At 67.3% G+C, this 13728-nt stretch carries 11 protein-coding genes; 6 read left to right on the top strand and 5 right to left on the bottom strand.

The features are described from left to right. Window positions 1-740 precede the first annotated feature (740 nt). The 4 genes from NR810_RS14500 to NR810_RS14485 all read right to left on the bottom strand — a co-directional run bounded on the left by NR810_RS14500 (window position 741) and on the right by NR810_RS14485 (window position 4364). On the bottom strand, window positions 741-2177 hold the full coding sequence (locus tag NR810_RS14500) for a serine hydrolase domain-containing protein (protein WP_257452970.1): 1437 nt from the start codon (window positions 2175-2177) through the stop codon (window positions 741-743). Window positions 2178-2281: 104 nt separating this feature from the next. Continuing rightward, window positions 2282-2698 (bottom strand): DUF2000 domain-containing protein, encoded by a 417-nt coding sequence (locus NR810_RS14495; RefSeq protein ID WP_257452968.1) that lies wholly within the window; start codon window positions 2696-2698, stop codon window positions 2282-2284. Window positions 2699-2725: 27 nt separating this feature from the next. Next, window positions 2726-3610 (bottom strand): AraC family transcriptional regulator, encoded by an 885-nt coding sequence (locus tag NR810_RS14490; RefSeq protein ID WP_257452966.1) that lies wholly within the window; start codon window positions 3608-3610, stop codon window positions 2726-2728. Between the two features lie 58 nt (window positions 3611-3668). Further along, the gene (locus tag NR810_RS14485) at window positions 3669-4364 is read right to left on the bottom strand and encodes a hypothetical protein (protein ID WP_257452964.1); all 696 of its coding nucleotides are present in this window, start codon (window positions 4362-4364) and stop codon (window positions 3669-3671) included. Between the two features lie 204 nt (window positions 4365-4568). Between NR810_RS14485 and NR810_RS14480 the strand changes: the two genes are divergently transcribed. Both NR810_RS14480 and NR810_RS14475 read left to right on the top strand, forming a co-directional pair. Next, the gene (locus NR810_RS14480) at window positions 4569-5309 is read left to right on the top strand and encodes a dienelactone hydrolase family protein (protein WP_257452962.1); all 741 of its coding nucleotides are present in this window, start codon (window positions 4569-4571) and stop codon (window positions 5307-5309) included. Window positions 5310-5461: 152 nt separating this feature from the next. Next, window positions 5462-6688, top strand: coding sequence for a cytochrome P450 (locus NR810_RS14475; RefSeq protein ID WP_257452960.1), 1227 nt, complete (start codon window positions 5462-5464; stop codon window positions 6686-6688). 1 nt (window position 6689) lies between these two features. On the opposite strand, the gene NR810_RS14470 is transcribed toward NR810_RS14475, so the two are convergent. Continuing rightward, window positions 6690-7370: a hypothetical protein gene (locus NR810_RS14470; RefSeq protein ID WP_257452958.1), complete on the bottom strand. Its 681-nt coding sequence runs from the start codon at window positions 7368-7370 to the stop codon at window positions 6690-6692. 316 nt (window positions 7371-7686) lie between these two features. Here NR810_RS14470 and NR810_RS14465 point away from each other — a divergent pair, with 316 nt between their 5' ends. The 4 genes from NR810_RS14465 to NR810_RS14450 all read left to right on the top strand — a co-directional run bounded on the left by NR810_RS14465 (window position 7687) and on the right by NR810_RS14450 (window position 13727). Beyond that, entirely contained in the window at window positions 7687-8805 is a 1119-nt protein-coding gene (locus tag NR810_RS14465) for a PPC domain-containing protein (RefSeq protein WP_257452956.1), read from the top strand. Window positions 8806-8967: 162 nt separating this feature from the next. Next, window positions 8968-9642, top strand: coding sequence for a hypothetical protein (locus NR810_RS14460; protein ID WP_257452954.1), 675 nt, complete (start codon window positions 8968-8970; stop codon window positions 9640-9642). Window positions 9643-9927: 285 nt separating this feature from the next. Beyond that, complete coding sequence (locus NR810_RS14455; protein WP_257452951.1) at window positions 9928-11124, top strand: RICIN domain-containing protein; 1197 nt, start codon at window positions 9928-9930, stop codon at window positions 11122-11124. Window positions 11125-11213: 89 nt separating this feature from the next. Continuing rightward, on the top strand, window positions 11214-13727 hold the full coding sequence (locus NR810_RS14450) for an AbfB domain-containing protein (protein WP_257452948.1): 2514 nt from the start codon (window positions 11214-11216) through the stop codon (window positions 13725-13727). The last annotated feature ends 1 nt before the right edge of the window (window position 13728 follow it).

The raw sequence follows: 13728 nt of genomic DNA, 5'->3' as shown, positions 1-13728 counted from the left end.
TACCTGCTGCGCGAGCAGATGCCGCAGAACGAACACACCCGGGGAGCGCTTTACCGGGCCACGAACGAGAAGAATGGGGCTACGGCCCTTGTGCTCGATCCCGCCGCCTTGGAGGACGAAGTGCCGCTGAAGGACGACTGGCAGGTGCGATGCGTCTCCTCGGCCTCGCCCAGCTATGTGGCCATGGAGGTGAGGACTCGCGCTGGTCCACTGCCCCCGACAGACACTCGCTGGAGGCGCTGGCGTACCTGTTCGAGGATGTGCGTGAGGGAATGAGGCGCATGGCCGAGGCCTTCCCCGCCATCGACGAGCCTCGCCCCTGGCGGCTTCTGGGGCGGGTGTTGGCTGGCGCCGCCGCGGTGGGCGTCCTGGTCTTCGCGCTGCTCCACAGGGCTCCCGCGTCCCCACCGCTAGGCGAACCGAGCCCTGTGGCGAGAGCCTCGCCCTTGGAGCATGAGGAGCCGATGGATACCGAAATGTCGGACTCGTTCACCAGTACGTACAGGGACATCACACCCCAGGGGCAACCCGGGCTCGCCCGGCCCTCCCGCGTGAACCTTTCAAAGGTCAGAGTCGCCCCCGCACTCGCTACGTGGAGGTCGAGCTGGTAGGCGCCTGCTTGATGCCTCACGAGCTGAAGGCACCGTTCCCGAATGCCCTCTTCGAGTATCAAGGCAAGTGCTACGCGCCCGTCTTCAAGGCCCCGCCGCCGCCGCAATCGCTTGAGCAGTGACTGCTGATCATTCCCAGTCGTACTCCAGCTCAAGGATCTTGCCTGTGGCATCCAGGTTGAAGGTCCATTTCAGCGAAACATCCTTGCCGTACACCGCTCGATAGATGCGCTTGCGCGATTCGCCGTCCCTACGCTCCTCGAGCAGAACCATCCGGCCGAGAGGCGGAAGGAGGGCGTTCTCCGGGGTTCCGAACCCACGCAGCATCGGCAGGAGTTCCTGCTGGGCGCGCGGCGCGAACGCGGCATCATCGAGGGTGCCGTTCAACAAGCCCTCCACGGCCCCGCGGAGCACAGCGGTCAGGGCGGGCTCCGCGTCCGTGATGCCGGGCTCGTCCAATGCCGGCAGAGGCGGCATGTAGAGGCTCGCGACGTTGGGGGCCAGGAGCGGGAGGAGCCCCTGCTCGTTGGTCAATACGATGACCGTCAGCTTTCTCTCCGGGACGCGCAGCACGTCAGCCAGCGAGCCGCCACCGGCATGCCCGAAGGCCGACGATCCCCGCAGCTTACCCAGGGTGAACGCCACGCCGAAGCCGCCCGCGCGGCCGTCGTTCAGCTTGAAGGCCGTGGCTGCCACCCGCTGCATCTCCGGGGTCAGCAGCGTGCCCTGGTCCATGGCCACGGCCCAGCGGGCGAGGTCCTTCACGCAGGAGAAAGCTCCACCGGCAGCATAGGCGTGGACCGGATAGAGGAACCAGGCGCGCCGCTGCACACCGTCCACGAAGCGGTAGGTGGTGGCACGGCGCGGGATGACATCTGCCACGCGCACCGGCCCTTGCTGCTGCGCATGCTCGTAGCGCGTGCACGAGAAGCCGAGCGGTTCGAAGATGCGGCTCCGGAGCAGTTCCTCGAAGCGCTGGCCCGTGACCTTCTCCAGGACATGGGTGAGCACGACGAAATCCGTGAGGCCGTATTCGCTGCGCTCGCCGGGCGTATAGGCCAGGGGCTCCTTCCTGGCGGCCTCGTACCGCTCGGCGACCGAGGCAGCGCTCTCCTGGTCATCAGGATTGTCTTTCAGGCCCGACACATGGGCGGCGAGGTGCCGGAGGGTGATGGCCTTCCAGGTCGCGGGCGCATCGGGCAGGTATTTCGAGACTGGCTCGTCGAGACCGAGCTTGCCCTCCTGCACGAGCAGCATCACCAGCGTGCCTGTGTAGATCTTGGTGGCGGAGGCGGTCTGGAACGAGGTGTCAGGCCCGACCTTCACCTCGGATTCCAGATCCGCGATGCCGTACGTGGAGATCCTCTCGATCTGGCCGTCACGAACGACAGCCAGGGCTACGCCGGGGACATGGTTCTTCCGCATGACCGCATGGATGTAGTCGTCCACGGGATCGGCGGGCGCACCGCTACGCGCCTCGTCGGAGCGCGACAGGTTTTGCGTCGCGCAGCCCGTGGCGAGCAGGAGCGCGGCCAGGACCATGCGGTGATGAGCGATTGAGCACATACGGCCCAACCTCGCATTCGCAGATCGGGTGTCAACGAATCCGAGAGATGCGCCCCCCTCCCCCATCCAGGCCGAGGTCACGCGCGCTGAGGCTCAGAGCCTCATCACTTGTGAAGCGCCAGCCCCTTCACGGCCTTGTCGACCTGCTTCCGATCTCCGCGCACCGCCAGGCCCACCAGATCGAGGTCCTCCGGGTTCTCGGCCCGCAGTGCCGCGCGGTTCGCCTCGTCATTGCCCGTCGAGAACATGGCGCCCACGTAGACCGCGGCGGTCAGCCCCCGCTCGAGGGCGGTCCGATGCGCGCCCTGGAGTTGCGCGCGTGTGGCGCTGAAGACGAGCATCGGCTGACCGAGCAGCCGGCTGTAGCGCCGCCCCGCGGCATCCACGTAGGGCTCGCCGATGGCTTCTGGTGCCGACGCGGCGATGCCGGTGGCGAGAAAGGCGGTGACATTCAACCTCTGCCACATGGCGAGGTCCTCGCGCACGATGAGCGCGACCTTGGTCGTGAGCTGCTCGGACATGGTTTCCTCCGTTGCCGAGGCGCATCCTCAGCGGTGGAGGGACTTCCGGTCTGGAACGTTCGTGCAGATCGCGCGGTAGGCCGCGGGGGTCAGCCCGAACGCACGGCGGAACCAGCGGCCCAGGTGGCTCTGGTCGGCGAACCCCACGGCGGCGGCGACGGCGGCGGGAGCCTCGCCCGCCGCGAGCTTCCGGCGCGCGGCGGCGAGCCGGAGCTGCACGAGGTAGGCGTGCGGCGGCAGCCCGTAGGCCGCGCGAAACGCCCGTGACAGCTGGAAGCGGTCCGCTCCGCAGAGCCGGGCGAGCTCCTCGAGCCCCAGGTCCTGTTCCATGTGCTCGCGCAGCAGGTCACGGGCCCGGCGTGCGGCGCGGGTCGCGGCCCCTCCCGCCCTGGCCATCACGGACGCGCCGAGGTGGGGATTGAGTGCCTCCGCCAGGGCGTCCAACGCCCCATCCCTCGCGAGCCGCATTTCGGGCTCGTGGAGCATCCAGAACGCCCGGCGGATGGCGGCCGCGAGCCGGGGCTCCTCATTGAGGGTCGCGCGGAAGCCCACCTGGTGGTGCGAGAAGGCGCCGTCCGCCGCCCGGGTGCAGGTCTCGAGCAGCCAGGACGGCTCCAGATAGAGCATCAGGTACGTGAAGCCCGCCTCGTCCCGGGCCTGCCCGTCATGAGTCTCTCCGGGCTCGATCAGGATGACGCGGCCCGGCGTGCTGCGGTGGATCGCCCTTCGGCAGGAGAACTCCTGGAGACCCTGCTCCGTCACCCCGACGAGGTACGCGTCATGGAAGTGCGGATCATAGGCATGGCCGGTGAAGTGAGCCCGGATGGTCTCGATGCCCGTGGCCGCATCGCGAGAGATGTCGACCCAGTCCCCGCCAGGCGGAGAGGCACGGGGAGGTCTCGGAGGGTGCAAGCGGTTTCCGGACATCTTGCACTGGAATGTAACACCTCCCCCAGACCTCCGCCCGTGGCTACTTCCCTGCCGCCACCGGTCTGCCACCGGCGCTGGCAGGCACCACCGCGAGCCGGCAGCTCACCGGCAGCGTCAGGGCCACCTCCTCCAGCGACACGGCGCGCTGCTGCACGGCACCGGGCGGCGTGCACTCCACGGGCGCCAGCGGGGCGGACTCGGCCTGGGCGGTGGCGGCGAAGGCGCGGGTGCGCTTCACCCAGAGCTCGAGCAGCTCGGCGCGGTGGCTCTCGGGATCGCGCAACGCGGGGACGGGGCCCACGAACGAGGCAAACAGCTTCTGCTTCTCCGCCTCCGAGGCGGTGGTGCGCGACAGCTCGTGCAGCTTCGCCGCCAACGCCGAGCGGCCCCAGAAGTCCAGTGTTGCGGGCAGGGCCACCTCCAGCGAGCCGTGCACCACCGCATACCGCGTGGAGGAGTCCGAGGAGATCTTGCGCCCGTAGCCCGTCTCCTGCACGCCGAAGCCGGCCAGGCGCGGCACCACCTCGGACTTCGTGGCCTCGGCCGCCGCGCGCACGTAGCGGTCCACCGCCGCCTTCAGCACCGGCAGGGCCTGCTCCAAGGAGCCCGTCTCCTGGCTCACGGAGAAGCGCACCACGAGCACGTCCGGACGCACCGTCTTGTCCGACTCCACCGCGGCCACCTCGGGAACGCCTGGTGCGCTCGACTGGGACGAGAAGTCCGACGCGCGCGACACACCCGGGGCTCCACAAGACAAAATCCACAGGCAGGACAACAACAGGCACGAGGGAAAGGAGAGGCGGCGCGGGGACATGAACAGGGCTCCAGAATCAAGAAGGGCGCGGCACGGCATCGGCCAGGGAGGTCACCAGATGACACCGGTGGTCGGACATCCGCCCGTTGACCGACGTTCCGTCATCCGCATCTGTAGACTCCTTCCATGCCCGACGAGTACCGATTCTTCGTGGATGGACGCATTCCCGTGCTCAAGGTGCACTACGAGCCCCGGCCTGGACCGGCCGTCCTCGTCCTGCACGGACTTGGCGCGAACGCGGATACCCAGCGCTGGGAGCTGAACGCGCTGGCCACCTGGGGCTTGAGTGCCATCGGCGTGGACGCCCCGCATCACGGTGCCCGGCGCGATGGGTGGCTCGATGAGATGGCGTGGCTCGGCCCGCCCGAGTCCCATGCCCGCCTGCTTCACGCCATCCGCGAGGCAGCCCACGATGTCTCACGGGTCATCGACCACGTGGCCGCCGAGGGCCACTGGCCCATCGGGCTCGCCGGCATCTCGTTCGGCGCTTACACGGCGCTGACCGTGGCGGCCAATGACTCACGGGTGCAGGCCACCGTGTCCATCCTCGGCTCGCCAGACTGGACGCCCCGGGAAGGGCCCATCACCGATGAGATTCGCGAGCTGATGCACCACGCGCCGGTCCACCGCCCCTGGGACTGCGCGCGCCATCCACTGCTCCTGATCAACGCGGGCCGCGACAGCGTCGTACCGCCACACTGGGCCCGCGACTTCGCACGGACGATCTGGCAATGGCATCCCGGGCTGGGCTCGCACGTCGAACACTTCGAGTACCCCGAGTCGGACCACATGATGCGGCAGGAGGATTGGGACGATGTCTGGCGCCGGTCGCTCGGTTTCCTCCGGCGCAAGCTCTATCGCGAGTGAGCGGACCCCCGGCCCGCTCACGGCTCCTCCGGCGGAACACCAGAATCTCGTAAACCTGGAAACAGGAAGGGGGTGAGACGGGAGGGCCGTTCAATTAGAACATGCTGGAGCCGGGCGGGATGAGCCCGCCTGTGTTCGAGGAGAACCCCCCCATGACCGCCCCCACGAGCTCGTCCCCGCCCTCCTACGATCTCTTCGCGCCGGAGGTGCTGATGAATCAGACGCCGCTGATGCATCGGATCCGCGCCGAGAACCCGCTGTGCTGGATTCCCCAGATGCACTCGTGGCTGCTGACGCGCCATGCGGACATCCTCGCGGTGCTGAAGGATCGCCGTTTCGCCCCCGCCAACATGGCGGGCTGGATGGGCCGCCTGACGCCCGCGGAGCAGGAGGAGCTGCTCCCGATGCGCAAGTCCATCGAGCTGTGGATGGGCCACACCAACGAGAAGGACCACCTGCGCTTCCAACTCCTGCTCAAGCGCTACTTCACGCCCACCACCGTGGACGGGCTGCGCCCGCGCGTGCGCGAGCTCACCGAGGAGCTGCTCGAGCTCGTGAAGGACCGGGGTGGCATGGACGTGGTGAAGGACCTGGCCTATCCCCTGCCCGCCAACGTCATCGCGGAGATGCTGGGCGTGCCCACGCGCGATCGCGAGCAGCTCCAGCTCTGGTCGCGCGACATCACGGCCATCTTCACTCCCTCCTCGGACATCCACCAGCTGCGCCGCTGCCAGCGCAGCGTCCTGGAGATGCAGGACTACATGCGGCCCATCATCGCCGAGCGCCGCCGCGAGCCCCGCCAGGATCTCATCAGCATCCTCGTGGCCGCCGAGAAGGAAGGCTCCATCCACAGCGAGGAGGAGATCGTCACCAACTGCGTGCTGCTGCTCTTCGCGGGACACGAGACGACGGCCAACCTCATCGCCAACGGGCTGGTGCTGCTCTTCGAGAACCCCGAGCAGTTCGAGCTGCTCAAGGCGAAGCCGGAGCTGATGCCCTCGGCGGTGGAGGAGATGCTGCGCTGCGACGGTCCCGCGGGAGCCATCACCCGGGTGAACACCGAGCCGGTGGAGCTGGCTGGCCGCTCGTTGCCCCCGGGACAGCACATCTTCCTGGCGCTGAGCGCGGGCAACCGCGACCCCGAGGTGTTCCCGGATCCGGACCGCTTCGACATCACCCGCAAGCCGAACCGGCACATGGCGTTTGGAATGGGAGCCTTCTACTGCCTGGGCGCGGCCCTGGCGCGCATGGAGGCGGACGAGTGCTTCCGCATCCTGCTGCGCCGCTTCCCGAACATCCGTCCCGCCTACCAGACACCCGACTGGCGCCCCACGCCCCCCGTCGGTCACCATCTGGAGACGCTGCGGGTGGAGTTCTGACTCAGAGCCCCGTGGGAGCGCGGGGAGCGGGAACGGACGCGGAGGCCGATGAAGCGCGGGGCTTGCCCACCGCGTCAACGGCCTCCAGCCAGGTGACGTGATAGGTGCAGCGCTCACCGCCGTTCTTGCGGCAGGGCCCCGAGGCATCATGGGTGAGCAGGGCCGAGGGTTGGAACCGCTGCGCCATCGCGAAGATGATGCCCTGGTCGAAATCACACGGATACGGCGTGGAGCTCTCGACGGAGATCAGATTCTTCCCGGGAGCATGCGCATAGCCGTAGTGGCCGATGCCCTCGAGGATCTCACCCGTGCTGGGGTTGAACATGGGCTCCCCCTGCACGGCGTGATTCATGTGGTACGCCACCTCGAGGCATTTCAACGCACTGTGGATGTCCGTCACCGTTGGCGGAAAGACCGCGTTCTTCGGAGTGGTCATCCCCGACTGATAGAGAAGAAAGCGGCCGTACTCCTTCTCGATCCGGGTCAGCACATTCAGCCAGCGCTCGAGCGGGTACCATCTGCCCGCGTCGAACTTCACCGCCCCGGAGCCGTCCTCGGTTCCCAAGCCCTCCTCGACGAGGATGCTCTTGGCGATGAGGGTGAACGACCCGAACCCATCGATGACGATCTGCAGATTCGAACCCAGGACCTGGAATTTTCCAGCATCGATATGGCTTCGCATGTCCTTACCGTTAGCAAGCCATGTGCCCGGCTCCAGACGCGGCTGACATCCACAGGTGGCCGCGAAATTTCTGGAGCCATGATGCCCGAGTCCGGAAAGCCCAGCGCAGCCCGGCTAACGGATTGAAGTCATTCGTGACCGCGATGTCATTCGTGACAGCGCATCCACCTGGAGGGAGAGGCCGCCGCGTCCAAAAGACAGATATTCCGCCCGCGTTGAACCTGGAGTGTCAGGACCCCTCGTTACGGTAGCAGCTGAGTTTGAACTGATGATTGACCTGTTCAATCCAAGGGGTCCATCCGTGAATACGATTTCGATGAGAACGATGTACGCCGCGTGTTTCGCGCTGGCGGCGGCATGTGGACCGAATGAGCTCTCGGGGGCGGAGGCCCCGGAGCCCGCGCCGAAGCTCGACATCGCGGCGCTCCAGCAGCCGCTCGCGGGGGACTGCACCTCCACGTACTCGCTCACCAAGGACGTGGCGAAAACGAACCTCTCGGGTACGGTGGGCAGCTGGTCCTGCATCTACAAGTTGACCGTCCCGAGTGGTGCGGCGGGGCTTGCGTTCAAGACGACAGGTGGGACAGGAGACGTGGATATCTACGTCCGGTATGGCCTCACACCGGACGCGGCCTCGTACGACTGCCGCTCGATGAGTACGACCACTGAGGACCAATGCCTCATCGCGTCGCCCCAGGCCGGTACGTATTACGTCCGGCTCTACGGGTACGGCGACTACAGCGGCGCGAGCCTGACTGGTACCTACGGAGTGTCCTGCACCAGCACCACCATCATGGACGTGGGGCGCACGTATTCGAACATCAACGCGCCGCAGGGGCTGTTCTCGTGCGGATACCTGCTCACGGTTCCTTCCGGCGTGAACAGCGTGACGTTCACGACTTCAGGGGGCACGGGGAACGCCGACCTCTACGTCCGGAGAAGCGACTGGCCCAGGGCAGACGCGTACGATTGCAGGTCGACGGGCTACAGCAACAGCGAAACGTGCACGGTGTATTACCCGAGCGCTGGAACGTATTACATCAAGCTCTACGGCACATCCGCAAGCAGCGGGGTTCAGCTCCTGGCCACCCTGGATCGCCCCTATACCGCGCCCGTCCTCGTTCGTGGACAACCCTACGTCGACGTCTCCCTGTTCGCGGGAGAGCAGCGCCGGTACGAAATCGACATGCCGTGGGGAAAGAACGACGTCCAGTTCTTCACCTCCGGCGGCACCGGTAACGCGAACCTGTACGTGAAGTACGAACAGGCGCCCACTCCCTATTCCCACGACTGCAAGAATGAGAATTACGGGAACGACGCCTCGTGCCTGATGGGCTGGGGCAAGACGGGCCGCTACTACGTCCTCGTCGAAGCGAAGGACGCGCCTGTCACTGGCCTGCGCATTGGCGTGAGCTACACGGACTATTACAATTAGTCGTCGGGGAACCGAGACACGGCTGTCAGGGTCTCGGATTTCCACGGAGCACGGCAGGGGCGTCAGACAAGACGGGCCCCGGGAAGACTCGTAACGGGGAAGCGTGCTGGTCCGATGCTTGCTGAGGGGCCCGGCACACTCGAAGTGTACGGGAGTCGTGCAATGAAGAAGACGTGGATCCTGGCGGCAGGCCTCTTCACCGCAACGGCAAGGGCCCAGCCCGAGGCGACCCTCTTCCCTTCGGACACCGAGAAGTCAGAGCCCTCGATGTCCGTCTGGGTGCAACCGGTGGGCGCGCTCGCATACGGGCTCGCGGGGCCGCTGCTGGACGATACCGGCGGAAACACGTACTTCATGCTGCCCGTGGGGCTGAATGTCCCCCTGAGCCCCACGCAAGAGCTGGTGTTCGAGCTCACGCCCTTCGTGAGCCGTCAGGGCTGCGAGGGCCCCTGCAGCACGCGAGCACTCGCCCTGTCGGTGGGAAGCGCCTGGAGCCTGTCTCCGCATTCCTCGCGGGGGAGCTTCTTCATCCAGCCGAAGGTGATGGGGATGGTGTCCCAGGACGAGGGCGTCACCGACATTGGCGTGTGGGACGCTCGCGTGTGGAGGGAGACGGGAAGCCAGCTCTCGCTGGGGCTCGACGTGGGCTATCGCGTGAAGAGCGAGCACCTCTTCCTGGCATTCGTGCTGGGCGGCAGCGTGGGGAGGGGCTGGAACGTCCCGGTCACCAGCTCCAGCCTCTTCTTCTCCTTCTTCGACTGGCCGGAGCTCCCGCGCAAGGACAAGTGGGTCTTCGATCTCAATCTCAACCTCATGAGGATCGGCGCGAGCTTTTGATGAACGAGCGCTGCGCCCAAGCGCAAACCCTGGGGACAGACGGTGGCCTCTGTAGTCCGATGTCCGCTTGATTCGAGCACCGTGCCCAACAGTGGGCGCGCATACCACCTCCTTTCCGGGCAAATCAGGCCATGACCCGAAAAAGGAGGCCTGGCTCTCTACAGGGGCAAGGAGTCGCTGACGGCCGGAACGGTCCTGTCAGTGCGCCAAGCCGTGCCCGGACGGATTCGAACACGAGCCACAACGCCGAATCCGTTTCATGGGCCCAACCCCAAGGAGAGCAACATGTCCCGAATGAGCGTGTACCGTTGTCTGTCGCTGTTGGGTGTCGTGGGTGGACTGGGTGGCTGCGCCGCCAACGAGCTGGAGGGCGCCGAGGAGCTCGCCCAGCTGGAGAGCGCGGCCATCGTGTCGAGCATCACGGAGGGCGACTACGTCATCCGCTCGGCCATGACCAACAAGTGTGTCGACATCGCCTCGTCCAGCACCGCGGATGGAGCCAAGGTGCAGCAGTGGGACTGTAACGGTACCAACGCGCAGAAGTTCCACATCTCCCCGACGTCGGATGGTTACTGGAAGATCATCAACGTCAACAGCAACAAGGCGCTCGACATCAAGGAGGTCAGCACCGCGCAGAACGCCTTGTTCCACCAGTGGACGTACGTCGGCGGGAACAACCAGCAGTTCAAGTTCGTGGCCCGGGGCAACAACCAGTTCAGCATCCATGCGCGCCACACGGACATGGCGATGGACCTGTACTGGGGCTCGGCGAACAACGGCACGGAGTACGTCCAGTACCCGTACACCGGCACCGCCAACCAGCTCTTTACCTTCGACAAGGCGGGCGGCACCCCTGGCAACGGACTGGGCGCGATCCTCAGCGAGTCCACGTTCAACAGCATGTTCCCGGGCCGCAACCCGTTCTACAGCTACAACGCCCTGATCTCGGCGGCGGCGACCTTCCCCTCGTTCGCCACCACGGGCGACACCGACACCCGCAAGCGCGAGGTGGCGGCCTTCCTCGCCAACATCGCGCACGAGACCGGCAACCTCGTGTACATCGAGGAGATCAACAAGAGCGTGATGTGTGACACCAGCTGGGGCCCCCCGGGCTGCGGTTGCGCGCCGGGCAAGATGTACTACGGCCGTGGACCCATCCAGCTGTCGTGGAACGGCAACTACTGCGCCGCCGGCAACGCGCTCGGGCTGAACCTCATGAATGACCCGGACATCCTCTCGCGGGATGCGACCGCCTCCTGGCGCTCGGGCTTCTGGTTCTGGACCACGCAGACCGGCGCTGGCTCCATGACGGCGCACAACGCCATCGTCAACGGCGCCGGCTTCGGCGAGACGATCCGCACCATCAACGGCGCGCTGGAGTGCAACGGCCGCAACCCCGCCCAGGTGCAGAGCCGCATCGACAACTACCTGCGCTTCACGAGCATGCTCGGCGTGAGCCCCGGCTCCAACCTCGGCTGCTAGTCCTCGCCGGACGCAACCGCAGTGGGGCCCCCCTCTCGTGTGGAGGGGGGCCCGTGATGGCCGTTCCCCCCGTCCGATCGAGAAACCCGATGAAGTCCTCCCGTCTCGCGGGAGCGCTGGTGGGCCTGTCCCTATGGACCCTGGCCCCCGCCGCCTCCGCTCAAGCGCCCTCCCTCCAGCCCCGCCTCGCCGCCGACAAGCGTGCACAACGTGAGCTGCCCGCCGGAACGCCCGTGGAGCGCCTGGTGGTGAAGTTCCACGAGGGCAGCCGCGTCCGCCTGCGCGGTGAGTCCCTGGTGTCCCTCGCCGCCGAGCGCTCCGAGTCGGAGCGTTCCCTGCTCGCGAACCGGGGTCTCTCCGAGGCCCGCCTGAGCCGTGACGTGCGGTCCGTCCAGGCCCTGCTCGAGCGCGCGCCGCGCATCGCCGCGCCCCGCCGCCTCTTCAGCGAGGCGGAGCTCACCTTGGAGTTGCGCAAGGAGTTCGGAGAGGCCCAGAGCGGGCGGCAGCTGGCGGACCTCAACCTCTATTACGAGGTGCCCCTGCTGCCGCGCACCACCGCCGAGGACGTGGCCGACCTGGTGGCCGAGCTCAACGCCCTGGACAGCGTGGAGGTGGCCTACGTCCAGCCGCCCGCCGAGCCCGCCATGGTGAACTTCGGCATGGACGAGGCCCTGCGGAGCCTGCTCGCCGCCGTGGACATCTCGCCCACCACCCCGCTGTATGAGAGCGCTCAGGGCTACCTCAACGCGGCCCCCACGGGCGTGGATGCCCGCCATGCCTGGACGGTGCCGGGAGGTGACGGCGCCGGCGTGCGCTTCGTCGACATCGAGGGCGGCTGGCGCACCACCCACGAGGACATGCCGGGCCTGTTCACCCAGCTTGGCTCGCAAATCAATGACCTCGGCTGGCGCAACCACGGCACCGCGGTGCTGGGGGCGGCCGTCGGTGTGGGCAACGCCTACGGCGTGAGGGGTATCGCGTACGGGGCGACGACGGGTGTGTCGGGCATCGGCAATCAATCGGCCGCCAGCGCCATCTCCAGCGCGGCGTCGGCCGTGGGCCGCGGCGGCGTCATCCTCGTCGAGTTGCACGCGCAGGGGCCCGCGGACAGCACGCCCTGCACCTGCAACCAGGGCCAGTGCAACTACATCGCCATGGAGTACTGGCAGGGAGAGTTCGACGCCATCTCCACGGCCACGGCCAACGGCGTGACGGTGGTGGAAGCGGCCGGCAACGGCAGCGCCAACCTGGACGAGGGCGCGTACGGCAGTGCCTTCAACCGGAGCGTGCGTGACTCGGGCGCCATCCTGGTGGGCGCCAGCGGCGCCACGACGCGCGCCCCCACGTGCTGGACGAACTTCGGCTCGCGCGTGGACGTGCACGGCTGGGGCGAGAGCGTCGTGACGATGGGTTACGGCGATCGCTTCGGCTCGGCGTACGGCGAGGACCAGTACTACACCTCCTCCTTCAGCGGCACCTCGAGCGCCTCGCCCATCGTCGCCGGCTCGGCCATCAGCATCCAGGGCGCGGTGCGGGCCCGGGGCCAGGGCTCCCTGGACCCGCGTGCCGTGCGCTCCCTGCTGGTCAACACCGGCACGCCCCAGGCCTCGGACTCCCGGAAGATCGGGCCCCTGCCCAACCTCAGGAAGGCCCTCCAGGCGGGGCTGCTGCCCATCAACAGGTACCGCTCCTTCCAGGTGGTGACGCCGAACTTCACCAACCGTTACATGCGCCACTCCGGCAGCCTGGGCTACACCGAGGTGGTGGACGGCGCGAGCAGCACCACGCTCAAGCAGGACGCGACCTTCAAGATCGTCCCCGGCCTGGCCGACGCGAGCTGCTACTCGCTCGAGGCGCGCAACTTCCCCGGCTCCTACCTGCGTCACCAGAACAGCCGCGTCCGCCTCGACACGCGCAATGGCACGGCGCTCTTCGATCAGGACGCCACCTTCTGCGCGCGCGCGGCGCTCGACGGCTCCCAGAACGTGTCGCTGGAGTCCAGGAACATGTCGGGCTCCTACCTGCGCCACCGCAACGGCGAGCTGTGGGTGGAGGCCATCGCGAACACCCAGGGTGACCGCCAGGACGCGACGTGGGCCGTGGTGACCCCCTGGTGGAGGAACGGCTTGGAGCTGCCGGTGAACACCTACCGTTCGCTCCAGGTGGTGACGCCGGGTTACACCAACCGTTACATGCGCCACTCCGGCAGCCTGGGCTACACCGAGGTGGTGGACGGCGCGAGCAGCACCACGCTCAAGCAGGACGCGACCTTCAAGCTCGTCCCCGGCCTGGCCGACGCGAGCTGCTACTCGCTCGAGGCGCGCAACTTCCCCGGCTCCTACCTGCGCCACGCCTCGGATCGCGTCCGCCTGGACGCGCGTGACGGCACGGCGCTCTTCGATCAGGACGCCACCTTCTGCGCGCAGCCGGCACTCTTCGGCACGGGCGCCTCGTTCGAGTCCTACAACTTCCCGGGCCGCTACCTGCGCCACTCCGACGCCCAGGTCTGGCTCGCGGGGGGCGGAGCGGCAGCGGGCTGGGACCGCGCCTTCTCCTTCAGCGAGGACGCGAGCTGGAACGTGGTGTCCCCCTGGGCTCCCTGAG

The organism is Archangium lipolyticum, assembly GCF_024623785.1.
GTDB classification, from domain to species: Bacteria; Myxococcota; Myxococcia; order Myxococcales; family Myxococcaceae; genus Archangium; species Archangium lipolyticum.
Note: the sequence above shows the minus strand (reverse complement) of the source record. Positions and strands in the feature narration are given on the sequence as shown.